Annotated in this window: 19 protein-coding genes; 11 read left to right on the top strand and 8 right to left on the bottom strand. The window is 46.0% G+C overall.

The features are described 5' to 3' along the window. Positions 1 to 13 precede the first annotated feature (13 nt). The 3 genes from HHL16_RS14245 to HHL16_RS14235 all read right to left on the bottom strand — a co-directional run bounded on the left by HHL16_RS14245 (position 14) and on the right by HHL16_RS14235 (position 5,130). Positions 14 to 3,145: a SusC/RagA family TonB-linked outer membrane protein gene (locus HHL16_RS14245; protein ID WP_169425858.1), complete on the bottom strand. Its 3,132-nt coding sequence runs from the start codon at positions 3,143 to 3,145 to the stop codon at positions 14 to 16. A gap of 105 nt (positions 3,146 to 3,250) precedes the next feature. Beyond that, the gene (locus tag HHL16_RS14240) at positions 3,251 to 4,126 is read right to left on the bottom strand and encodes an AraC family transcriptional regulator (RefSeq protein WP_169425857.1); all 876 of its coding nucleotides are present in this window, start codon (positions 4,124 to 4,126) and stop codon (positions 3,251 to 3,253) included. 188 nt (positions 4,127 to 4,314) lie between these two features. Further along, a complete protein-coding gene (locus tag HHL16_RS14235) occupies positions 4,315 to 5,130 on the bottom strand; it encodes a serine hydrolase (RefSeq protein ID WP_240966157.1) in 816 nt (271 codons plus the stop codon). A 256-nt stretch (positions 5,131 to 5,386) separates the two neighbouring features. Here HHL16_RS14235 and HHL16_RS14230 point away from each other — a divergent pair, with 256 nt between their 5' ends. Beyond that, on the top strand, positions 5,387 to 8,428 hold the full coding sequence (locus HHL16_RS14230; RefSeq protein ID WP_169425855.1) for an ATP-binding protein: 3,042 nt from the start codon (positions 5,387 to 5,389) through the stop codon (positions 8,426 to 8,428). On the opposite strand, the gene HHL16_RS14225 is transcribed toward HHL16_RS14230, so the two are convergent. After that, a complete protein-coding gene (locus HHL16_RS14225) occupies positions 8,429 to 9,070 on the bottom strand; it encodes a response regulator transcription factor (RefSeq protein ID WP_169425854.1) in 642 nt (213 codons plus the stop codon). 695 nt (positions 9,071 to 9,765) lie between these two features. Here HHL16_RS14225 and HHL16_RS14220 point away from each other — a divergent pair. After that, positions 9,766 to 11,103: an OmpA family protein gene (locus HHL16_RS14220; protein WP_169425853.1), complete on the top strand. Its 1,338-nt coding sequence runs from the start codon at positions 9,766 to 9,768 to the stop codon at positions 11,101 to 11,103. Between the two features lie 483 nt (positions 11,104 to 11,586). Here the strand turns inward: HHL16_RS14220 and HHL16_RS14215 are convergent, their stop codons facing one another. Next, the gene (locus HHL16_RS14215; RefSeq protein WP_169425852.1) at positions 11,587 to 12,147 is read right to left on the bottom strand and encodes a hypothetical protein; all 561 of its coding nucleotides are present in this window, start codon (positions 12,145 to 12,147) and stop codon (positions 11,587 to 11,589) included. 1,110 nt (positions 12,148 to 13,257) lie between these two features. Here HHL16_RS14215 and HHL16_RS14210 point away from each other — a divergent pair. The 3 genes from HHL16_RS14210 to HHL16_RS14200 all read left to right on the top strand — a co-directional run bounded on the left by HHL16_RS14210 (position 13,258) and on the right by HHL16_RS14200 (position 17,409). Continuing rightward, on the top strand, positions 13,258 to 14,613 hold the full coding sequence (locus HHL16_RS14210; protein WP_169425851.1) for a Gfo/Idh/MocA family oxidoreductase: 1,356 nt from the start codon (positions 13,258 to 13,260) through the stop codon (positions 14,611 to 14,613). 17 nt (positions 14,614 to 14,630) lie between these two features. Then, complete coding sequence (locus HHL16_RS14205; protein ID WP_169425850.1) at positions 14,631 to 15,665, top strand: PmoA family protein; 1,035 nt, start codon at positions 14,631 to 14,633, stop codon at positions 15,663 to 15,665. A 211-nt stretch (positions 15,666 to 15,876) separates the two neighbouring features. Then, complete coding sequence (locus HHL16_RS14200; protein WP_169425849.1) at positions 15,877 to 17,409, top strand: MFS transporter; 1,533 nt, start codon at positions 15,877 to 15,879, stop codon at positions 17,407 to 17,409. Positions 17,410 to 17,455: 46 nt separating this feature from the next. Here the strand turns inward: HHL16_RS14200 and HHL16_RS14195 are convergent, their stop codons facing one another. The 3 genes from HHL16_RS14195 to HHL16_RS25335 all read right to left on the bottom strand — a co-directional run bounded on the left by HHL16_RS14195 (position 17,456) and on the right by HHL16_RS25335 (position 19,550). Continuing rightward, complete coding sequence (locus HHL16_RS14195) at positions 17,456 to 18,115, bottom strand: ferritin-like domain-containing protein (RefSeq protein WP_240966155.1); 660 nt, start codon at positions 18,113 to 18,115, stop codon at positions 17,456 to 17,458. Between the two features lie 31 nt (positions 18,116 to 18,146). After that, a complete protein-coding gene (locus tag HHL16_RS14190) occupies positions 18,147 to 19,082 on the bottom strand; it encodes a KGG domain-containing protein (protein WP_169425848.1) in 936 nt (311 codons plus the stop codon). 135 nt (positions 19,083 to 19,217) lie between these two features. Next, the gene (locus tag HHL16_RS25335) at positions 19,218 to 19,550 is read right to left on the bottom strand and encodes a DUF6766 family protein (protein ID WP_346766847.1); all 333 of its coding nucleotides are present in this window, start codon (positions 19,548 to 19,550) and stop codon (positions 19,218 to 19,220) included. Between the two features lie 32 nt (positions 19,551 to 19,582). Here HHL16_RS25335 and HHL16_RS14180 point away from each other — a divergent pair, with 32 nt between their 5' ends. From HHL16_RS14180 to HHL16_RS14155, 6 genes are all read left to right on the top strand, one after another. Further along, the gene (locus HHL16_RS14180) at positions 19,583 to 19,936 is read left to right on the top strand and encodes a DUF1801 domain-containing protein (RefSeq protein WP_206022422.1); all 354 of its coding nucleotides are present in this window, start codon (positions 19,583 to 19,585) and stop codon (positions 19,934 to 19,936) included. 39 nt (positions 19,937 to 19,975) lie between these two features. Then, positions 19,976 to 20,794 carry a helix-turn-helix domain-containing protein gene (locus tag HHL16_RS14175; RefSeq protein ID WP_169425847.1) on the top strand — a complete coding sequence of 273 codons (819 nt, stop codon included), beginning with the start codon at positions 19,976 to 19,978 and terminating at the stop codon, positions 20,792 to 20,794. A gap of 74 nt (positions 20,795 to 20,868) precedes the next feature. Beyond that, positions 20,869 to 22,305, top strand: coding sequence for an alpha/beta fold hydrolase (locus tag HHL16_RS14170; protein ID WP_169425846.1), 1,437 nt, complete (start codon positions 20,869 to 20,871; stop codon positions 22,303 to 22,305). A gap of 169 nt (positions 22,306 to 22,474) precedes the next feature. Beyond that, on the top strand, positions 22,475 to 23,224 hold the full coding sequence (locus HHL16_RS14165) for an SDR family oxidoreductase (RefSeq protein WP_169425845.1): 750 nt from the start codon (positions 22,475 to 22,477) through the stop codon (positions 23,222 to 23,224). An 83-nt stretch (positions 23,225 to 23,307) separates the two neighbouring features. Then, entirely contained in the window at positions 23,308 to 24,147 is an 840-nt protein-coding gene (locus HHL16_RS14160) for a hypothetical protein (protein WP_169425844.1), read from the top strand. A 135-nt stretch (positions 24,148 to 24,282) separates the two neighbouring features. Next, positions 24,283 to 24,948 carry a hypothetical protein gene (locus HHL16_RS14155; RefSeq protein ID WP_169425843.1) on the top strand — a complete coding sequence of 222 codons (666 nt, stop codon included), beginning with the start codon at positions 24,283 to 24,285 and terminating at the stop codon, positions 24,946 to 24,948. Positions 24,949 to 25,089: the final 141 nt, after the last annotated feature.

The following is a 25,089-nucleotide window of genomic DNA, read 5'->3' as shown; positions in this document are numbered from 1 at the left end:
TTCTTTTTTCAGTTTACAATCCAACATTTAATCCAATGGCCAGTACCTTGTTAGTAGTGGTGTTGTTGAATCTTGTTTGCGCACCGATGCCAGCTTCAGGGTCAGTGCCTTTAGGACCACCAAAGAAGGTCAATGGGTTTTGAAGATCGATGAATACGCGGGCATTGCTGAGATGCACTTTGCTGAGCAGTTGCTCAGGCACACGATATCCCAGTGTGATGTTGCGTATGCGCATGAAAGACGCGTTGTACAGGAATCTTGTAGAAGCCGCAGTAGCGTTGATGGCTGCAGTGGTGAGCTTAGGTGTTTTACCATCTCCGGGGTTTGACGGGCTCTGCCATCTGCCGCGGATATCGATGCTCGAATTGGAACCCAGTGAGCCGGTATTGAATGCTCCTAACAGTCCTGCATAGTCGCCATCATACATTTTTCCTCCAATGCCGAATGATGCAAGGATGGTAAGATCGAAATTCCTGTAACGAAGATTGTTGGTGATACCACCTGTATAATCCGAAAGCTGATGACCAATATAATAACGGGTAGCCTGGTTGTAGTTCTTGGTGCTGATTCTTTTACCTGCATTTGCCGGATCATCGCGATACCACATTGGCAAACCATCTGCAGGATCAACACCGATATACTCCTGAATATACCAGTCGAACAGGCTGCCGCCCTTACGCTGATTGGATCCCGGAGCTGGTTTGGTGATCTCGTTCTTCAGTTTGGTGATGTTGATGCTGGTTCTCCATTCGAAATCTTTAGAGCGGAAGTTAACGGAGTTCAGCTCGATCTCGATACCTGAGTTTTTGATCTCTCCGGTGTTGTCATAAACATTGTTCACACCTGTTGATCCGGGAAGAGGACGTTCCGCCAGCAGATCGTGCGATGTTCTGGTGAAATACACGAGCGAACCCGATAATCTGTTGTTGAAGAAACCGAATTCCAGACCGAGATCCCATTGTTTCTGTTTCTCCCAGGTAAGATCGCCATTGGCAACGGTGTTGATGATTACACCACTGTTCGATCCCATGTTGGCTCCGGCAGAATAGGTGCCGAGATACAGAAAGTTGCCCGGTAAGAACTGGTTACCCTGAATACCATAACTGGCTTTCAGTTTCAGTTCGCTCAGCCAGGAGATATTCTGGAGGAATTTCTCTTTATCGATATTCCATGCAGTTCCTACTGCATACAGTGTTTGCCATCTCGAACTGTCTGCAAAACGTGAAGCGCCGTCTCTGCGGAGTGATACGCTCAAACGGTATTTGTCGTTCAGGTTGTAGTTCATTCTGGCGAAATAACCCACGTTTCTGTTACGATCCACAGAGCCGTTGGCAGATGGCGTGGTTCCATAATCAGGTTGAATAGGCCTGTCGAAAGTGAAACCTGTTTTCTGTGCAGAAGTGAACTCCTGCCTGAATCTCATAGACTCCATACCTACTACCATATTCAGGTTATGGATGCCTCCGAAAGTTTTATCGAATGTGAAAGTATTGGTGAATGTTTGTGCGTACCTCAATGTTACTCCGCGATAAGCTAAACCGCCGAAGGTTGTACCATCTCCATAGAAAGGATTCCAGAACTGATTTTCATCGATCTGATTATGTTCGAGTGAATACTGACTTTTGAAAGTAAGGTATTTCAGCACATCCAGTTCGGCATACACGATACCGGAACCCGTCAGAAATTCATTGGTGGTAGGATTGATGGTAGTGGTACCTGCGGGATTCTGTCCGAGATTGTATGGGCGGTTTTGTGCAGTTGGACGAAGTTCGCCCAGCACAGTGCTGTTGTTGCCGTAATCATACAATCTTTTGCCTGCTGCATCTGTAAGGTATTCTCCCGTAGTTGGATTGCGCAGGTAGATGGGGAAAATAGGTCCGATGCTTCTTGCAAAACCAAGCAGGTTCGAAGCTGCCTGTGATCCCTGCTGGGGATAGTTTTGATTGGAGTAGGCCAGGCTCACGTTAATGCCGGTACGGAACCACTTCACGGGAGTGATATCAACCTTTGCTCTGCCGGTGTACCTTTTGTAATCCGATTCGATCACCACCCCCTGATCGTGAATATAACCACCACCCATGTAATAGCGGATGGTATTGGAAGGATCGGCGCCAGATACGTTGAGGTTGAAATCATTTCTGATACCTGTTCTTGTCATTTCGTCCATCCAGTTATCATTCCACAGTTTTTTGGCGTTTGGATCGATCTTGCCGTTGGTTCCTACAGGCTGTGCAACTCCATACGGGTTGTACACCAGTTTCGGAACAAGGCGTTTGCTGGCATACGCTTCTGCATTGGGAACGCTGTATTGCGTGAGCAGTGCAGGATTGGCGAGCGCATCGTTGCGAAGGGCTTCCCAGTTGAGTTCCATCCACTCATCCATTCCTACTTTTTCATATTCTTTTACTGCTCTTGAAGAAAAGCCGCTGATGCCTGCGAAGTTCACCCTTGTTTTGCCTTTACCTCTTTTGGTAACGATGTTGATTACGCCACCACTGGCCATCGCACCGAAGATGGATGTGGCAGAAGCGTCTTTCAAAACTGTAATTGTTTCAATATCCGACGGGTTGATTGTATTGAGACTTCCTCTGTATACAACACCATCCAGTACAATCAGCGGATCGTTACTGGCAAGGCTCGAACCGATACCGCGGATGCGGATGGTAGGGCTTTGTCCTGGTTGACCTGTGGAGGTAACACTCAATACTCCACTGGCATTACCCTGCAATACGCCGGTAACAGTAGTTACCTGCAGGTCTTTGATCTGCTCGTTGGTGATGGTTGCAGCCGATCCGGTAAAAGCTTTCTTCCTGGTAACACCATAACCGGTTACAACTACTTCTTCCAGCTCTCTGGAAGATTCTTTCAAACTGATGTGGTAATCGTTGCTGGCTGTGAGAGTAAACTGATTCTGCGCATAACCTACGCTGCTGATCAATAATGTTTTTGCACCGGGTGAGAGATTGAGCGTGAATTTACCCTCTTCGTTCGTTCGGGTACTTTGGTTGGTTTCTTTTACAGTTACAGTGGCGCTGGAGACGGGATCTCCTTTACTGTTGGTGATTACGCCCGTAACAATGCGATCCTGCGCCCATGTTTGTATTGCAACAACCATGAGCAGCATTATCAATAGTGCGTGCCTCATAAAGCTTGTTTTGGTTTAGACTCCTAAAATAAATCAACCAAAAACTAATTCAAGCGCTGAGACAACAATCGTATGCGATCAGACAATTATTGCATGTTCGCTTACTCATTTCCGTTTGTAATCTGTGATGTAATTGGTAGGCGTCATGCCTGTAACTTTCTTAAATACTCTGTTGAAAGTGATGGTGTTATTGAATCCTATGGAATAGGCTATGGTAGATATGGAGTCGAATTCACCACTGATGATGCGCTTGCAGGCTTCGTTGATTCTTATCTCATTCAAAAAACTCATATATGTTTTGCGCGTATGCTTCTTGAAATACTTGCAGAATGCATGTGGCGTGATGTGCGCCACTTCCGATACTTTCTTCAGCGAGATCTCTTCTGCATAATGTTCTATCGTGTATTGATAAACATCGTTCATTCTGATGCCTTCAGAATCTGTGAATGCATATTTAAAGAATCCATTCGAAAGCGACTTCCAGTTCTTCACATCGTTAGCGAAGAAGTTCATGAGCCGGAAGAATTCAAACAGCCTGTCTACCCGTTCTGCACGGTTCACTCTTCTGATCAGTCTTGCAGCTGATGCGCAATACTGCTCCGGCAACTGAAAACCATTGGCCGTGCTTTGCATGAATTTGCGGATGCTTTCCAGTTCGTGCATCTGAAGAATGCAGTTGAGTAGTGAATCCTGATTGAAATAGATATGTATGGCATGGATGCTTTCTTCCTTCGGATCGTCGAAATAACTGGGGTCGGCTCTGAAAATATGTGGCTGATTGGCGCCGAGTACATATACTTCGCCGGGCTTGAAGGGCTGTGTATAGTTGCCGGCAATGAACGTACCTTCCCCTCTGATGATAAGGGTTATCTGGGCTTCTGTGTGTCGGTGATAATAGTTATAGAAATAAGGAAGGATGTCTTCCTGAACCGCTACAGAGCCTTTTTGAGCAATCGGAACAGTGAATTGAAGCACTTTCATTAAACCAATATTACCGATTTTAACCGCCTTGTGGAAGTATCAGGACAATTTTTGTATACTATTCGCTAACCACAGTTAGAGCTTTGATATAATTTTTTTACGCAATCGGTTGCGTTGTAAAAAATGTTCATATGAGGCTGTAAGCCGCGCGGGGTGCGGTATTGAGCGTAGGTAATACAATCAACGTGTCAGGGATGGGCCGTTACATGGCTGTACACCGCTGCTGAAATGCGGGAGAGCAATTGCTTCCCCTGTTCACTGTCGGGGAGATCTCTGGACAACAGAATAAGCACATATTGTTTTCCATTGGGCAGCATCACAATACCTCCATCGTGTTCCACTCCGTTAATGTTACCTGTCTTATGTGCCACTTTCACCTCTTTAGGCAACTGTGCGGGAAGAACGGAATTGAAATGCTGATCGAGCAAAATCTCTATCATTTGATTGGAAGCTTCGCGGCTAACCAGTTTGCCTTCGGCCATCCTGGTGAAGATCAGCAACAGATCAGCTGCTGTGGTGGTATTGTTCAGTCCCTGCTGATAGGCTTTATTGTCTTCCACTCCTCTGAGTACGTGGATGTCCATGGCGCCGATCTCGCGCATCGTTTGCATTACATTGGTTGCGCCCGCCAGTTCGATCACCATATTGGTAGCAAGATTGCTGCTTTTGATGATCATATCTCTAACCAGCTGCCGGAGGGGCAGGGGCTTGCCGATGTTGTTGTAAATGTCTTTGTCGCTGTCGTCTGTGGAATCGAGCTGATAAGGGCTTCCGTCTACGATGCTTTTGAATTGGTTCTTCACCGTAAAGCTGTCGTTCAGCGAAAAGCGGCCGGCAGCTGCCTGTTTGAAAACCTCGATCATTACCGGCGTTTTCATAGTGCTGGCTGCATGAAACGATTCGTCTGCATGGATGAATAATTCTTCTCCTGATGAGAGATCCCTGAATGCAACGGCATAATGTCCGGGCTGATTGCTCAGTATCGTTTCTATGGATTTTTTCAAAGCAGCAGGTTGTGCAGAACTGAATTGCGTTATCAGCAAAAATAGAATAAGTTGTGTAATGCGGGTCATTCTGGCGGGTTTACATATTGATTAATTGAATATAATAAATTTTGAGGATGAAGGAGCAGATTATTGTATGTTTGCGCGCAACTAAACCGCATCCTACACAGTTTTTCAGAACTGGTTACAGCAATAGCAACGATCCTTCAAATTCACCATTGCAATCTTCCCGACTTATCCCGGGCTCTGACCTATTATGAAAATATCTGTACTCACCTTCATTTCCATACTGCTGCTTCCTTTTTTGTTGCCTGCGCAGGACTCGCTGCAATACAATATCAGGCATTACACCGATGAAAATGGTCTCCCTCAGAATAGTGTAAAGTCCATCGCTCACGACAGAAGTGGTTTTCTCTGGATGTCCACCGAAAACGGATTGGTGCGATTCGACGGACTGAACTTCCGCACTTTCAACAAAAACAGGCTCGCACTGAAAAGCAGTCGCATCACCTGGCTCTTTCCCGATCTCGTTGCCAATGGCCTGTATGCCATGAACGAGAATAACGAAACCATCTACATGCAGGATGGAAGGGCCAGCAAATACGATGGGGAACCGCCCTCGAATATTGTGGTAACCAAAATGCTGACGTATTACGATGAATACCAGGCCACCGGTTTGCCCAATCTCTATGCCGAAGTTATTACAACCAAACGTTATCATGTTTCAGCAACTCCTGCTGAGCAATTCTGGATCGATAATGCTTCCGTAAAATTCTTCCGCAACAAAAAAGAGCAATACACCATTCCTTTCTTATCAGAAGATTTCTGGCATTTCTTTCTGGCCGGCAACCGCCTCTATCACCTACACAACAGAGAGCTGACGCTCTTCGAAAACGGAAAAGCCATTAACGCCGGAACATTGCAGGGGGATATCATTTCATCAAAATATCCGGTAAAAATCTACTGGAACCAAAGCGCCAATCAGCTTTTCCTTGCGTCAGGCAATGCGCTTTTTCTGGTAAAACCCGGCATAAATAATGGCCTTACCACTCAGCTGCTGCTGAACGATTTCAATTTTGAAGAGAACAGCATTCTTGCAGTGTATTACGATGAAAAATTCCGACGCCTCTTCATGGGAAGTCATACCAGAGGTTTGTTTGTGCTAACGCGTAAACCTTTCTTCACGCTCAGAGCAGGTTTCAGTAAAAAGGATGAAGTATACTATTCGCAGGCGCCTTTTTCCGATAACAGTGTTATTACGCCACAGGGTATTGTGCTTGGACTGAACCGAAAGGCTGCCATACTTCCCGAAATCAATAAAAGGAGCATCAATGATAATTTCGGGATGGTCGTCGACAGGAATAAGAATATCTGGGTAAAAGGCAGAGAGAAACTCTGGCAATTTGATGCTGCCGGAAAGAAGCTGCTCAGAGAAATGAATTTCGACAGTTATATTCTCATGATGCTGGAAGGGAAGAGTGGTGAGTTGATAATAGGCTTGCGCAATAATTCGGTGGTTAGCCTGAAAAGCACTCCTGGCGCAGATCCTGTGCCAGTAAAGTCTACCGTTCAAAATGTTCTTTATCTGCAGGAAGAAGGAGACGACAAGTTATGGATGGCAACGGAACATGGGCTTTATTGCTGCAACAGAAGAACCGGACAACTCGATTCCATCCCGGAACTATCAGGGAAGTATATCCGCAGTTTATATGTGCGTCAACCCGGAGAACTCTGGATTACCACCAATGAGGATGGCTTTTTTCTGTACGATGGAAGCAAGCTCACCAGGTTTCCGCAAGACAGATTCAATTTCCTTGCATCCACCCATTGCATTGTGGAAGATGATAACGGCTTTTTCTGGATCACCACCAATAAAGGACTTTTTCTGATGCAACGCAAAGACCTGCTCGAATATGCAGCAGGCAGACAATCCGATGCCTACTATCTTTACTTCGATAAATACTCCGGTTTCAATACGAATGAGTTCAATGGGGGATGCCAGCCCTGCGGGCTGAAACTCGGTAACGGCCTGCTTTCTTTTCCTTCCCTGAACGGACTGGTGCAAACCTGGTCTGGTAAACTTATTCCCGAAGTGCCGGAAAAAGATCTGTTCATCGACAGGGTAGAGATCGATGGAAAAGAGATCGAACCATCGGATACCATTTCGCTCGATAAACATTTCGATTTCTTCAAACTTTATGTAACTACTCCATATTTCGGCAACCCACAGAATACGCAACTGTATTTCTCACTGATGAAAGATCATCACGAAGCTGCATGGATTGCTGTAGATAACGATCGGAGCATTAAACTTTCTTCACTCACATCGGGTACGTATCAGATCCGCATACGCAAGAGCAATGGTTTTGGTGCGCAGAACCGCCGCGTAAGAGTGGTAACCCTTATAGTGCCGCTGCAGTTCTACGAAACCACCTGGTTTAAAATACTCACAGGGTTATTGGTAGTGGCGGGCTTTTTCCTCTACATGCGCATCAAGCTCGGATACATCAAAAGAAAGAATGCACAGCTCGAAGAAAAGATCGATGAAAGAACCCAGGCATTGCAAACAACCCTGAACGAGTTGCAGCAATCGGAAGAAAGCCTTCGCAAACAAACAAGAATACAGCACCGGCTGATCACTGCCATTTCGCATGATATCAAAACACCGCTGAAGTTTCTGACCGATATTGCGAGGAGGGCTTACCAGAGCAAACCCGAAGAACTGGGAGCAGACGAACTCAGGCGAAGTGCCCATCTCATCTACGACTCAGGGCATAGGATGTATCATCTTACAGACAACCTGCTGCAATTTATCCGTCTCAATTCTGAAGACAGAAAATTCAATTTCGATACCATCAGCCTTTACGATCTGGTACAGTCGAAGTTGCAGTTGTTCAGGGAGATCGCTGCCGATCAGTCTACCTCCATCGAAAACAGGATAGTGGCGCCATTCAGCATGATGAACAACCATCATCTGCTGGGGATTGTACTCCACAATCTCATCGACAATGCAGTGAAGGCTACTTACAATGGCAGCATCCGGATCGACGCAGAGCGCGATGAGCAGGAGATCATCATCCGCGTAGAAGATACCGGCTTCGGAATGAATGATGAGATGAAGCAATGGTGTAATGATGAATCAACGATAAAAGGCAATGCCAGCGCTGGTTCTACCGGGTTCGGACTGATCATCGTAAAAGATCTCGTAGAGCTGATGCATGGCATTATCAGAGTCAGCAGTCAGGAGAATAAAGGCACGCTGATCGAACTGCATTTTCCGGACCTGGAGCAGCTTTGATCATAAAGCCTTGCCGCTGTAGAGCCTTACTTTCTCAGCCAGATCGATCACATTGGCCACATCGAGCTTATCGAATATTCTTGCTTTATACGTGCTCACGGTAGATATCTGCAGGCTCAATAATGTACCAATATCGGCCACACTCGACCCTTTAATGAGCAGTTGCATTACTTCCATCTCACGGTTGGAGAGGGTCTGCAGCGGATTGCGTGAAATATCCGATTTGGTATTGAGGCCGTTCAACAGGTGTTGGCGGATTGTGGAGCTGAGGTATTTTTCGTTGTTCAGAATGGTGCGTATGGCGGTTTTCAGCTCTTCTTCCGGAGAATGTTTTACGAGATAACCATCCACACCTGCCTGAAGATAGCGCAGTGCAAACAACTGTTCGTCATAACCGGAGAAGATCAGAATCCTTATCTGAGGCTGATGAAGTCGCACCACATCTACCATCTGAAGATTATTGCCACCTGGAATATTGATGTCGAGGATCAGCAGATCGAATCGCTGCTGGTTGAGTAGTTTAAGAACCTGGTTGAAGTTCTCTGCTTCGGATACCTGAACGGTGGGTATCAGATCTTTGATGATCAGGGTGGTTCCATAACGCACGATCGCGTGATCATCCGCAATCAGGATGTTCGGCATAGGTGATGTTTCAATGGTTTCAATTCTTGAGCTGGGAGTGTTGCCAAACACGGTTACCCGTTATAACCAGGTGTTATCGCGCAGCAAGATACAACATTATTGCATCTCCCTGCTTTACCATCATATCGAAGTTTTACTACAATGCAATTCAAGAGTCACTACAAATACATAGGAAATGTTAAAATACCTTTGTTGAAGAAACACAACAAGTTCTATTGTTTCTTTCAAACCGGCCATTGATACTGAAGAGGGCCGCCACGGTTAAAAATGATCTCTGCAAGTAGCTTCACTTCCGGCATTTCTGCCAGAAACTTTACAATTAAATAATTATCGCGCTCCTTACCAACCCTATAAAAAGCCTTTATGCACCTGCATAAAATGTATCCATTATCATTTCGAAAGACAAATGCTTGCCTGGTAGCATCTCTATGCCACCCGGTTCTTTTCACACGGTTTTTTTGAAAAATACAGCACAGTATACTCAGCGTTTCTTAGCTCTGGGTTACCTGATGAAAAAAAGGTTCCGGCTTCCCGGAGCCTTTTTTTCATTGATAAATTACGTAGAAATATTACTACGATGCACTCGTAAAACGCTTACCTGCTACGTGTTTCGCTTCCGGTAATTTTGCCGCGTCAACATTTACACGGTTTTCAAACCAACGAAGCCGCTTGCCCGAATAAAACCTATAAAGCAAATGATAAGAAGATTACTTCCATTCACAGCACTCGCTGTGTTATGCGCTAATGTTTCAACAGCACAGGACAGACTCCCGAAGAAAAAAGGATCCCTGATCGGTTTCAGCGTAAACGCTACTGATTTCGCTACTCCCAATGAAATCAAAGCCACTTCTTTCAAAGATGTCTGGAAGAAAGGGGACTGGTATAAGTTCGGGAAAAAAGATCTCGGCTTCTCCCTCATGTACTGGAAAGGCATCACCAATAAGATCGACTTCTCCGGTCGTTACAATGGTGTTTTTACCGAATACTCTAAAAACGGAAGCAAGAATACGTACTCCAACGAGTTCGAAGCATCACTGCATGCACGCCCCCTCAACGATAACTACACTGTAGTGCCTTTCCTTACCGCCGGTATGGGTGTTGGGAATTATGGCAATCGCTGGAGCCCTTATGCTCCGCTTGGTCTGGGCGCTCAGGTGAACCTCGGTGGCATCACTTACCTGTTTGTGCAGGCTAACTACCGCCTTGCACTCAATCAGAAGAAACATGATGATAATCTCTTCTGGTCTGTTGGATTCACTGAAAATATCAGCAAACCTAAAAAGACTGAACCCGTTAAGACTGTTCCCATCCCAGTGGTGGAAGCTCCCAAAGATACCGATGGCGATGGCGTTGCAGATAAAGATGATGCATGTCCCGATCAGAAAGGTCTGGCTCAATTCAATGGCTGTCCGGATACAGACGGAGACGGTGTTGCCGACAAAGACGACAAATGTCCAAACGTTGCAGGCCTCGCGCGCTACAATGGTTGCCCCATCCCCGATACCGATGGTGATGGTGTAAATGATGAAGAAGACAAATGCCCCAGCGTTGCAGGTGTTGCACGTTACAACGGATGTCCCATCCCCGATACTGATGGTGATGGCGTAAACGACGAAGAAGATAAATGCCCCAATCTGCCTGGCGTAAAAGAAAACAATGGTTGCCCTGTTGTGAAAGAAGAAGTAGTGAAGAGAGTGAACGTAGCAGCCGGAAATATTTTCTTCAGCACCGGCACTGCCAAACTGCTGGCCAAATCCAACAAAGGCCTCGATCAGGTAGCTGCTGAAATGAAGAAAGATGCCGATCTCAAACTGAGCATCGAAGGGCATACCGACAATACCGGTTCTCCAAAAGTAAACCAGCCATTGAGTGAGAAACGTGCACAGGCTGTACTGGCTTACCTGAAGAGCAAAGGTGTGGAAGAAAACAGAATCACTGCCACCGGCTTTGGTTCAGACAAACCGGTTGCCGACAATAAAACTGCCAAAGGCAGAACGCTCAACAGACGCGTAGAACTTAAACTGAATTATTAAGATAGTTCTTGGATCATGGTTCAAAAACGGATGCTGTTCAGAGGTACAAAGAACAGTCATCCAAGGGTTTCTTGTAAAGGTTCCATTCTTCTCCTGGCTCCGTTTCTACGGGGCTCAGGAAAGAGTGGTTTATAGCCGAACCAACTCCAGTTATATTTTTTCTGAGTGATCCTTCACTGATTTATGATGATGTGTTTTAGACGTGCTGCTCCAACGGGCAGCATTTTTTATGCGTTCATGATGCAATTTGGCCTGTTTGCCATTGTGCATCGGGTATTGGTGTACTATCCCGGAGAAAAATCAGGAATGGATATTAATTTTAAGTAAACCGCGCTGATAAAGCTGTTGGTTTTTTCTCATGTACAGTTTGACCGGATTTTCTGCAATGAAGTCTATCTGGATGTACGGCGCAGAAAACTGGTGTGACAACCCCGTTTAAGTCACTAAAGGAAATGTATCTACATTTCCTTTTTTTATGGTCAATCATCCGCTGTAATAATTCGCAGACAGTTTGCGGAATAACTGCAACAGCACATCCTTCGAACTTCCGTCTTCTTTTGCATGATGCATCGCAAGGTATTCATGAATGGCTTTTACATCTGCTGTTATATAATTGAGCTGTTCGGTAAGCCGGCTGGTATGTTGCTTGATAAATTCGTTCTGCTCAGATTGAATGCGCAGTGCCAGTTGCATATCCTTTATGATGGTGGACATCGACTGGCTGTCGAGATGATTGTCGGAATGCAGCAGCTTTCCAACATAATAATGAGTGTCGTTCTCCTGAACGGCAGGTGAGGAGTTCATTTCAAAACCTATCTTTTCGAAGAAAGCATGGATGGACAGGATCGAGTGCCTTTTCGGTTGTGTTTTTCCTGCAAACCAGCTGTATACTTTCGACTGACTGATTTTTTCCGATTTGCAGAATGCTGGAACACCCATTTCCTGCTGATTCAATGCTCTGGCCAGTTCTCTAACCTCCGGCAGAATTTCTTTTTCAGGTTGGTCGGCGATTTTGATTTCGCGGAAAATCTTGATTCGGGTCAATTTTTATGCTTTTTCTATTGATGAATTCGGGATATGCGGAACATTGGTTGGATATTTAAGCCCTTCCTCAAACTACTCAGGAAGCGATCGTTTCCCATTTTGTAGTTTGACTGTAAGCTTCCAGTTCGATTTTCAATCATCAACTAATGATCCGTTCCCATTTTTGCCGCAAACTGCCAGCGTAAAGGAATCGCTGCACAGCTGATGCTGCATTTTCATTAAATTGAGCGGACCCAGAAAAATCTTTCTGCTCCGCAGCTAAAAAAATTAAACCCCGGAATGTAGATACAATCCGGAGTATGGGGAAAAGTTACATTACCATCCAAGGTAATCGGAAGCGATCTGGCGTCTAATCATTTCGCTCCGACTCGTGTAACACTCATCGGAGGTGCTTACCATCCGTAACCGGATGATCAGGTACCTCCGCCATTCTCCCCTGCAATTAATCACCATTCTGAAGTAACGATCCTGTTTATCCATGATCGTATTTTTTAGGGTCATGAATAGGACACTTCATAGCGGGCCATTGCTAGCGCGCATACCAACTATAATGGTACACTGCATGAGCGCGCACTTGCAGTCTTGTTAAGAACTACATCATATCCGCCACTTTGCAGCAGACATAATTATAAACAGTCACCAGGGAAAATGTCCCTGCTGATAAGTAAAAAAATTTGCATTATCTCAATGGTCAGATAATGCAGTCGCTGACATTTGAATCATTAGGATGCGCTTCGGTTGAATAGAATTGCTTCAATGAGAACCATAGGACAGAAGATAGAAGGTTTAATGGTGTTGTATCAAGAAACAGATAGGTGTGAATGCCATGTCTTAGAAGTGTTGTGCCCCCACGGACCGGTAACAATCCGAAGATACAAAATGGAATTATGACTGCTTTCAACTTCTTCGCTTTTTTTTGACGCGGATCAATACACCGCTAAAACACCCTCCAACACACAGGTTTATTCCGCTTTTTTCAGTAATTTATCCATCATTCTTTTTTTCATTTTCACGGTATCAGCCCATTACTGCCAAAATACCGGATGGGTAAGATAATATCGCTGAACTACCCTACAATCTCCATCGATACATTCACAGAAATTGCCCAATATGGAAAAGTCACGCCGAGCCTTTATCAGAAACACCGCACTGGCCGGTGCCGGTGTACTCGCCACACAAACCGGAATATCCGCATTGCACTATCGTCGTATCCTCGGTGCCAACGATCGTGTTCGTGTAGGCGTTGTAGGATTCTCCGACAGGCATAAGCAATCACATATGCCCTGCTTTCTCAATCATCATAAAGAACTCAACTTCGAAGTAGTGGCCGTCTCCGATATCTGGAACAAAAGACGCGAAGAAGGTGCCGCCGCATGGAAAGAAAAAATGATGCGCGATGTGATCGCCTGCCGCAACAACGAAGAAATGTACGGTAAGAAATTGGTGGATGCCGTATTCATCAGCACCGCCGACTTTCAACATGCACTTCATACCATCGAAGCAGTACGTGCAGGATGCGATGCTTACGTAGAAAAGCCTTTCGCAGAAACTATGGAAGACAATCGTGCCGCACTCAAAGCCGTAAAAGAAACTGGAAAGATCGTACAGATAGGATCACAACGCAGAAGCGGAACCAATTACCATGCTGCCAATGAATTCATCCGCAGCGGTAAACTCGGCCCCATCACCATGGTGGAACTCTCCTGGAATGTAAACCAGCCCGGCCGCTGGAGAAGGCCCGCTCTGCTCAATCAGATCACAGAAGCCGATACCGACTGGAAACGCTTTCTCATGAACCGCCCATACGAATCGTTCGATCCCCGGAAATACCTGGAGTATCGTTTGTTCTGGCCTTATTCGTCCGGACTTCCCGGTCAGTGGATGAGCCATCAGATAGATACCGTTCACTGGTTCTCCGGATTGCCTTATCCGCGCAGTGTGGTAGCCAACGGTGGCATCTATCAATGGAAAGATGGAAGAAAGAACTGGGATACCATCATGGCTGTATTCGATTATGGTCCGCTCAACGATCTCAGCACTGGCTTTCAGGTTACTTTCGGATCGAGGATGCACAATGGCGATGAGCGCCCGGCAGAGATCTACTATTCCAATGGCGGAGAACTGAACCTCAATACCAACAAGGTTTCTCCGAAAGGCGGCCTCACGCAGAATCATGCTGCTGCCATGAAAATGAATGCCAATCTGTTGCCGGAACAAAGTCTTTCTGCAGCAACATCAGTGGTGGCTTCTGCCAATACCGGAGGCGATGTGCTAACGAGTAATCATATACGAAACTGGATGGAATGCATCCGAAGCAGACAGCAACCCAATGCGCCGGTTGATGCAGGTTACAGCCATTCCATAGCTACCATCATGACAACCGCTGCCGCACACACCGGCGAAAAAGCCATCTTCGATGCTGCTACGCAGGAAGTGATGGCCGGAGGAAAAGTATTCAAATACTGATGCCGTAAACCTATTGTATGAAAAAGATTGCTGTTGCCGTAACAAGTGCACTGATAATGCTGAATATGCAAGCCCATGCTCAGCAGCCCGTGAAGCTTATTAAACGAACAAATCAGAACAAGATCGATATTCTCATTGGAGGGAAATTCTTCACCTCTTTTCTCTATCCCGATACACTGGAAAAACCTGTGCTCTTTCCGGTGCATGCTGCGAATGGAACCATGGTCACCAGAGGGTTTCCCATCATTCCCCAACCGGGCGATCCTACAGATCATCCGCATCATCTGGGTATCTGGTTCAATTTTGAAAATGTAAACGGACTGGATTTCTGGAATAATTCCTACGCCATCGCCGCAGCAAAAAAATCGCATTACGGCTGGATCAGAACCACCGGTACGCCAGTTACAAAAAACGGACAGACCGGTACATTGCAATACCAGGCCAACTGGACCAATCAGCAAAAGGATGTTCTGCTGAAAGAAGCCACCACACTGCGTTTCAGTGGAACAGAAGATGTACGCATCATCGACCGGGAAACTGAACTCACCGCTGTTACCGATGTGAACTTCAAAGATGCGAAAGACGGCATGCTCGGATTCCGTATGGCACATGCCCTGCAGATCCCCGAACTGAAAGACAAAGAGTACAAAGACGATAAAGGAATTGTTACCACCATCAAAGGAAAAACAGACAGCATCGCCAACGGCAATTACCTTACCAGCGAAGGCAAACAAGGCAACGATGCGTGGGGCACAAGAGGCAGCTGGTGCAAGCTCTACGGGAAAATGGGCAACGATTCAGTAACAGTATTGATAATGGATCATCCGGAAAATATCAACTATCCCACCTGGTGGCATGCGCGCGGATATGGACTGTTCGCAGCCAATCCCATCGGAGGATCGATCTTCACAAAAGGGCAGATCACAACCGATAAAACCCTCAAACCCGGGGAGCAACTGCGTTTCCGCTACCGCATCATTGTACAAAACGGGAAAGAAACACTCAGTACGCAAGCCATCGAAAAGCTGGCAAAAGAGTTCACCCGTCAATAACAGGAGATTGTAATAAGCATAGATGTTTTGGTTTTTCAGCCGTTCAGGAATGTTGACTGAGCGGCTGTTTGTTTTTCATTTCTCAATTCCGGAAAATCAGGAAAGCTGCCATGAAATTATTCGATGGCAGATGAACTAAGCCCGCTATCTTTCTGTTCGGTTACGAAAGGCACGATGATTGATATTGTTCAGGGAATCGCATACAACGCATATGAAGCTGAATCCTGCATCTAATCTGAGTGAAGCAGAAATCAAGACCGGACTTAAATATGTTATCGGAGACGGACTGGCTACGGAAGCGATGACAACCCTTACCGGCGGCGCGTTTCTGGTAGCTTTTGCGCTGCTGTTGGGCGCTACTAACTTCGAGATCGGATTGATGGCTGCTCTTCCCACACTCACCAATGTTTTTCAGCTGGCAAGCATCTGGCTGGTGAGGCGATACAACAACAGGAGAGCCATCAGTGTGATCTGTTCTTTGCTGGCAAGAGTTCCCCTCATCATTATCGGAATACTTCCGCTGGTGGCAGGCATCACTACCATCCAACCCGTAATTTTCTTTCTCTTTTTTTATTACCTCTTTGCATCTATTGCGGGTCCCAGCTGGAATGCATGGATGAAGGATCTCGTGCCCGAACAATTGCTGGGAACCTATTTCGCCAAACGCGCACGCAACATGCAATTGCTGAATGTGCTGCTCAGTATTTCGCTGGCATTTTTTATCGATCATATCAAAGATCATTTTGCATCTTATGAATTAATGGTGTATGCCGTAATGTTTGTTGTTGCAGGCTCTGTCGGCGTGATAGGTGCGCTTGTGCTTTCAAAAGCACCTGAGCCGCAATCGACGCTTACCAACGAAAATATTTTCCGGCTGCTGGCCCGTCCTCTGAAAGACGCCAATTTCAGAAGCCTGCTGGTGTTCAACTCCGCCTGGCTTTTCGCCTTCAATCTTGCAACGCCTTTCTTCAATGTGTTTATGATGAAAACACTGGGGCTGAGTTTGAGTTACATTATTGGGCTTACCATTCTCAGTCAGCTGGCGAGCATTTCCACCGTTCGCATGTGGGGCACTTTCTCAGACCGGTACAGCAATAAATCGGTGCTGGCCATTTGCACGCCACTGTACATTTTTGTGCTGATCGCCTGGTGTTTTGCGGGCATTTACTCCCGTTTCCTTCCCAATATCATTTTACTGGCCGTGATTTTTATAGTGAGCGGCATTGCTACGGCGGGCATCAATCTTTCACTGATCAACATAGGACTGAAACTGGCAAGCCGCAACGAATCGATTGTTTACTTATCTGCGAAGAATATCATCACATCGGTTTTTGCATCTGTTGCTCCGCTGGTGGGTGGATTGCTGGCGGATTATTTTACACAGCGCAGGTTGCTGATCAATATCGAATATACCGGACCAAAACTGAACAAGGTATTGCATCTTGTATCGTTGCACGAATGGAATTTCCTTTTCCTCATAGGAGCTGCACTGGCATTCATCTCCCTCGAATTTCTGGGACAGGTGAAAGAAACAGGAGAGGTGGAAAAAGATGAAGTGATCCGTGTGATGCGAAGCAGCATCAGAAACAACCTGAAAGATTATTTTCTCATTGGTCAGCTGATAGGTTTGCAGGAGCAGCTTTGGGGAATATTCAGAAGAACGCTTCATCCCGAAAAGAAGAGCAAAAAGAAAGATGCTGATGCTGAACCCGTTCAAAAAGATGATCCGGAAGATCAATTGTAATACAATCGATTTCTTCCGGACCAATATTAGTGAAATACCTGGAAAATCAGAATGCATTGCTTATCGCCTGCATTTCTTCTTTCTTCCAGGAGTAGCCCCCTTCCTGTTCTGCATTCACATTGATGAAAGACTCTGCAATATCTGTAAGTAACAGATCTGTGCCTTCTTCCTCATTGAGCGTTTTTTCCAGAATTTCGGCAGCGCGGTCCAGGTCCATTGTTATGGCTAACTGTACCAGGCCGCCATAGGTGGCAATTTCATAGTGTTCCACTTTCTGGGCGGCAATGATCAGTGCTGCATCTCTGGTAAGCGTACCTTCGGTTGTTTCGTTAATGATGGTATCAGCTTCTTTCAACAGACCATCCATGGCTTCGCATTTCTTAGCCTCCGGTTTCTTACCGATGAGTTTGAACACTTTCTCCAGACGGGTTACATGACGCTCGGTCTGCCGGCGATGTTTTTCAAATGCATCTTCCAGCTCTTCCGTACTGCAGGCGTTCTTCAGCTTTTCCAATCCTTTCAGCAGCGCCTGTTCTGCGTAATACATATCCTTCAGCTGATCTGTGAAGAATCGTTGCAGATAGGAGGGCTGTGATTGCTGTTGTTGTTGCTGTTGTTGCTGTGCAGTGGATGAAGTGCTGTCTTCCGCATGCATGGTACCGGCAGATGTTTTTCCTGGTTTACTTCCCCTGGTAGCTGTTTTCATACCTGAAGTTTATTTGATGGAAGGATTTGAATCAGCGTGCGCTGCTCTTTCTTCTTGATGTAGAGCTGCCGGATGTTTTTCTGCGGCCTCCGGAGCTATTGCTTCTGCTGCCTGTTGAATTGGTTCTGGTAGAACCGGTATTGCGGCTGCGCGATGTGGTTGATGAAGATCCGCCACGATTGCCGCCGGAAGAACGTCTGCCATTTGATGAACCATTGGATGAACTGCGGGAAGATGAACTGCGGAATGTGCCGTCGGAATTTCTGCGTTGTGAATTGTTGCCACGGCCTCCTGAACGATTGCTGCTTCCTGAACGGTTACCGTTTTGTGAACGGCTTCCACCTTGTGAGCGACCTTCATTTTGCGAACGGCTTCCATTCTGTGAACGATAATTGCTGCCGGAGCGACCATTGCTTTCCGAACGGCTATAACCTTCTGATCGACTACGCGAGCGAGTTCCGCGGCGATCATCATCCTGATTGCTTCTTCTGCCATTGCTGCGATGAGAGTTGCGGCCGCCTTTTGCTGCAATACTACGCACACGTTCTCTGCTCATGCCACCAAAGCCCTGACGACTGCGGCGGCTGCGACCCTGGTATGATCCGCGGTCTTCCTCATCGTCCTCATCCTCGTCTTCGTCATAATCGTCTTCCTCTTCGTCCTCATCGTAATAGCTCATATGCCTGTGGCCGTAGTCGTCTTCTTCGTCATCATCATCGTCGTATTCATCATCATACTCATCTTCTTCGTCTTCCTGTCCGTACCTGCCGTAAATTTGTCCTCTGTTGTTGTCGTCTTCATCTTCCTCATCGTCATAATCTTCATCATACTCGTCTTCGATGTCGATGTCCTCATCATAATCTTCGTAGCGTCCGCGGTTGCCTTGTTGATACCCTTGTTCAGATCCGCGTCCATAACCGGAGCGGCTGCTGGAACCTTGTCTTCGGTTGTCTCTCCTTGTTGCCATAATTGTAAAGTTTATAGTGTAAGTAAAAAAGCATGCGTTTTGTACTATTGCTTCAAAGCTTGTGCCTGGGGAGTTTGTGGAATGATGCAATGGCATTGCAGTAAATGAGGCGGTTGTTATGCAGTGTTGGTAGAACTATTTACTCATGGCGGTGGATGAAACTCGTCCCCCTTCCTTCGATTGGGGAGAGCCGAGAAAGAGCAGAAAAGCGAGCCCCGCTACCTGCCAGATCAATTGCAGAAATTCCGATTGCCAGTTCTCCATGGTATCGCGCATCATCAGAATAAGGTAATCGTTTACCACTATGGGCTGATGGTGTGCCTGCTGCTCTGAAACAAAGGCAAGCCATCCGAATATCCAATGAAGCGCGAGGGAGAATAAAAAGAAAAGAAGTTTTGAACTACCGGAGGTATGGTCATGGGAAGAAAATTTACATAGAGAGCCACATAAATCCTGTGCCAGTTCCAATGCCTTTTTCCGCAAAGCAGTATATTCACAGTATGACCGGAAATGCAATGGACGATTACTTTCTGAATCAGGAAGAACCTGCAAAGAGCTGCCTTCTGGCGCTGCGCAGCATTATTCTGCAACAGCACGTATCTGTTACTGCCATATGGAGTTATGGTATGCCCACCTATTGTTTCAAAGGCAAACGTTTTTGTTATCTCTGGGTGCATAAAAAACTGAAGCAGCCTTATATCGGCATCATCGATGGCAATAAAATGGAGCACCCTGCCTTGCTGCAGGAGAGCCGGTCGCGCATGAAAATACTCCTCATCGATCCGGAGAAAGACCTCCCGGTGAAGACCATCAATGCAATTCTGAAGAAAGCGATCAGTTTACTTCCTCAATAATTATGATTGCACGAAGCGCCGGCTTATCTTTAAGAACCCATGACCGAGATCTATCATGATATCCGAAAATTGTACCTGTTCCGGAGACCTTCCGATGAACTTGCCGGGTTGATAGAGTTTTTCTCTGAAACCTCGCAGGATTCCATGTTCAGGCATATCGGTACGGAAGTGTTCACTGTAAAACTCTTCCCCAGTTTTACGCCCACCATCTGGATCAATCTCGGAACTCCTTACTTATTGCAGAATGGCAATGAGCATTATGAAATACCATCCAACGGAGACATCATTCTGCTTCGCAATGAAATAGTAGAGAGAACAAATCTGCCTACCGATAATATCTTCACCATAAAATTCAATCCCGGTGGGTTCGAATCTGTTTTCGGTATCAGTCAGTCCCTGATTGGCAGCCATGTGCTGCCTGTTACCCATTTCATTCCTGCTCCGCTGATCAAAAAGCTGAAACGCAGTGCAGGTCTCGATGACAGAATAAGATTGCTGGAGCAGTACTTTGTAGATAAGATGGAAGCACAGCGATCCGGAAATCATCAATTGAAGTATGTGACTGAAGCCATCAGAATTGTTGAATCAGGCAATTGGTCTGCCGGTAATGCCGGTTTGGCAAAGCAGCTCTGCATTACCGAAAAATCGCTCTACAGGTATTTCAACGATGCAGTAGGGGTGAACCCGAAAACTTACTTCAGTTTTGCCAGAGCGAGAACTGCGCTCACTTCATGGGTGAAGGATCCGTCTGGTTTTGAAGCCACTGAATTCGGCTATTACGATCGCAGCCATTTTTATAAAGATGTGCGGAGGCTTACCGGATCAAAGCTGAATAGCGGCGTTGAACATGCTACATGAGCCAATTCATTTTGTCCGATTTTTACTTTTTGATTGCCGTACCGCCGGCTATTTTCGTATAAAATTATTGAGTCATGAAAATGGTATTGCTGACAGCCATCATTGCTTTTATAACGCAGCAGTCGATCTCACAATCCTATACAGCGAGAATAGAACCAGGCCCGTGTAAGATCAGTGCAGATTCAGGACTCATCACGCGATGTGGTTATCTGGTGGTGCCTGAGAACAGAGAGAAACCAAATGGAAAGCAGATCAAAATTGCTTTTCTGTTTGTACGGAAACCAACTGCCGATCCGGTGAGGAATGTTACGCTGATGTCTACTGGCGGCCCAGGATACAGCACTATCAATAACTTCAAACATATACCCGCCAATTCGGGATTTACAAAATATGGCGGCTTTATTTTCTTCGATCAGCGGGGCACAAAGAACTCCATTCCCTGTTTGGATTGTGAAGAAGTAACGCCTGCCATACTCCGCGCATACAAAGAACATTTGCCGATAGACAGCATGCGCATCGATGCACTCACCAAATGCAGAAAGCGGCTTGTTGCGAAGGGAATTGATTTATCATCCTACAATACAAAAGAAAGCGCTGCGGATATCAACGATCTGCGGATCGCGCTGGGACTGGATTCCCTGACCCTCGTAGGAATGTCGTACAGCGGAGGACTTATGATGACGGTAGCGAAAAATCATCCTGAAGCTGTGAAGATGCTGATACTGAATTCACCGCTTCCGCAGAATACGAACTACGAAGAGCATGGACTGAATACCATGAATACTGCGCTCGATAAAGTATTCAGCAATTGCGAAATTGATTCTGTAGCAAGTTCTGCATACAATGGACTTCGCGAAAAATTCCACAGGTATTTTTCGGACATTACCGGGAAGGAGTTTAGTATGAAGTATCAGCATGCGAACGATGCGGGCTTCACTGTGCATTATTCCAAACAGGAGTTGCTGGATGCCATCATCAACCGACTCGATGCAAGGCAGGTAAAAGATTTGCCGGCTGTTATGCTTCAAATCATCAATGGCAACCACCAGCGATACGTACAGGAAACAATCGATGAATTATACGAAGGGGACAGAGGGCTGAGTTATGGAATGCGATTGTCTGTTTACTGTGCCGGACAGATAGCTTATTCCAACCGGGCATTGGTGAAACAGCAGAGCCGGGTTCTTCCCTGGTTTGCAGGGTATGCTTTCAATAATGTAGATCATCCGATATGTGATTGCTGGAAAGTGAAGCCGGAAGCGGCTTCCGCCAAATTGCCGCTGATCTCCCAAATACCTGCATTGATAGTTGCAGGAGAGATCGATCCCATGTGTCCGCCTTTCTATAACCGGTTGATTCAACAGACCATGCCGAATGCGCAGAGCCTGATCTTCAGGAACCGGGGCCATGTGCCGGGAGTAAGATCCGGCGATACCGATTTTCTGGATATGTTTCTCACCAATCCGTACAAGAAACTTGTATCCACCGATAAGAATGTAACAGTTGAATGATTCAGACCAGCAACAAAAATAATTTGGTTTGTACTGCAAACTAGGTTTACTTTGTTGATGAGAAAATGCAGACACGCAAGTGTCTTTTCTTTTGCATATTTGGTTTGTAATGCAAACCAGATGTGCAGGCAGTAAAGCTTTCATTCATCAACGCACTAAAAATTTGCATATGTCCAATAAAGTAATGCTCATCACAGGTGGTACATCCGGATTAGGTGCCGCCGCAGCCCGTTCATTTGCTGCTGATGGCTACCAGGTAGTATTCTGCGGCAGACGTTCAGCAGAAGGCAAAGCCATTGAAACCAGCATCAGAGAAGCGGGTGGCGAGGCCTTGTACGTGCAGGCCGACGTAACGCAGGAAGATCAGATGGAATTATTGGTTCAGCAAACCATCGAACGATATGGCAGGCTCGATGCTGCTTTCAATAATGCAGGAGCCAATTTATATTTCGGTCCGCTCGAGAAAATGAGCAGTGCTCAGTTCATGGACAATATTCAGCTGAACCTCACCGGTGTATTCAATGCAATGAAGTATCAGATTCTTGCGATGCAGCAGAACGGAGGCAGCATCATCAATACCGCCAGTACAGCAGGTGTAAAAGGAGTAGGGCAGGGCATTGCAGCGTACGTGGCAGCTAAACATGGAGTGGTAGGTTTAACCAAAGCCGCTGCACTGGAGCAGGCTCGAAACGGCATCAGGGTAAATGCGCTTATCATCAGCGCCATGGCCACGGAACAATGGCTGGAGAAGATCGATAAAACGCCCGGTCTTTACGAAAAGATCGCTGCCGGCATGCCCATGGGAAAGGTATCCCGGGTGGAAGATATTCTGCCTGCTGTGGCCTTTCTCGCATCTGATGGAGCTCGTTTCATAACAGGTGCAGCCATTCCGGTGGACGGTGGTGTTACTGCCGGATAATGTTTTGGTAACAATCAGACTTATCCACTTTTACGGTGATTAACTACCAATGGGTTAAATTTGCGTACCAAAAATCAACACCCATGAACAGGAAGGTTATGAACCTAACCCTGATCACACTGCTCAGTGCATCTCCGGTTTTGCTGAATGCACAAACAGTTGGTCAGGTTGAAAACACAGCAGAGAAGGTTAGCAACACTATCGGAAAAGTAGGAGGCCTCTTCAAAAAGAAGGATAAAAAAGCGACTGATTCTGCTGCTCCGAAAGCCGGTACCGGCAATGCTCCCGCAGCTTCCGGCTCCGCTAAACTTACCATCCGTACTGTAAATGATTTTGCAGCGGGCGACTCCATCCTTTTTGCAGATAACTTCAGCAATACACCTGTCGGCAAGTTTCCTGCACAATGGAAAACCAATACCAGCGGGCAGGTAGTGTCACTGGATGAGATCCCCGGCAAATGGTTCGCTCTCTCTTCCGATGGCATGTACATCCCGAAAATTAAAGGTGGAATGCCAAAAGATTTCACCATCGAGTTCGACCTCATCATTGCCAATAACACCAGCAGCAATCACCAGTTTCACCTTGATTTTGAAGATGCCCTCAACGGAAACTTCGATATGTATCCCGGCAATCCATACGTGCAGGTGAGAGTATATGGCGGTGGTTCTGTGTATGTGGATAGCAAAGCGCAGAATCTCAGCAGCAATGTCAGCAGCAGCACATTCAATGAAGGAGGAAAAATAAATCATATCGCTATACGCAAGCGTGGTGAGCGTTTGGAGATGTTCATCGGCGACGAAAAAACGCTCGATATCAATAAGGCATTTGAAGCAAAGCGCACTTACAGCACTTTCAAGTTCTATGCAGATTTCAGTAATCCGGCAAATTACCTGGTGTCGAATTTTAAGATGACAGTATTGTAATTCAATGTTTTTATTATATGTCTGAGAAAGCAGGGGATAGTGATTCCCTGCTTTCTCTCTTTTGGCCAAATGAAAAACCTTATCGAAATTGTATGGACTCAGCCCGTTTGCTGAATCTGAGAAAAAAACAAACCTATGCGTATCCGATTATTGAATTCTGGCATACTATTCATGCTGTTCGCTTTTGCTGTCTGCATTTCCTGCAATAACCAGCAGTCCGATAAGCAAACAATATTTGCAAACAATGGATATTTCAATGTTGCATTAATCGATACTCAGCTCAATAAATCAACGGACGATGCTGAACGGGTGTATTCATCAGGCGCTCCCTTCGTTTATTTTCATGCAACACAGTCGCTCGACACAGTTCGCACGGCTTTTGTTTTCTACAACACCAACGACAGTACAGCATCGGTTCGGTGGTACAGATTTTTAAACGGTAAATGGATGTTGAAAGACAGCATCTCCAACCTGCCTGGCGGAAGCAGACCTGTTAATGCTGTATTCCAGGATTTCAATTTCGATGGGCAGCGCGATATTTACCTGCAGGAAGCCATGGTAAGCGAAAACGGATTAGGATACGGGCTGTTGTTCACCATCGATCCGAAAACAAAACAATTAACAGAGCAGCCTGTTTTTCGCGACATGGGCGATATGAGCGCCGATGCAGCTACCAAATCCATCATTTCAATTACACTGAAAGCGCTTGGGCATGACCTGCCTCCAGCCAAATGCACTGTAATCAGTCAATGGGAAAACGGACAGTTGAAAACTACTTCCAGACTCTGCGACAGCGATTAACAACCGCAAAGAATTAATGCATAAAAATGAGATTCTGCCTATATTTGAATGAGCAGGATCAACTGCTGATTGCCCTTCTCCCATCCGTATCGGACAAGCCATTTTCATAGCCTGTCCGAAAAATTCCCTGATAGGTTTTAG

This window comes from Pseudoflavitalea sp. G-6-1-2 (assembly GCF_012927185.1).
In the GTDB taxonomy this organism is placed as follows: Bacteria; Bacteroidota; Bacteroidia; order Chitinophagales; family Chitinophagaceae; genus Pseudobacter.
This window is presented reverse-complemented; position numbering and strand designations above follow the sequence as displayed.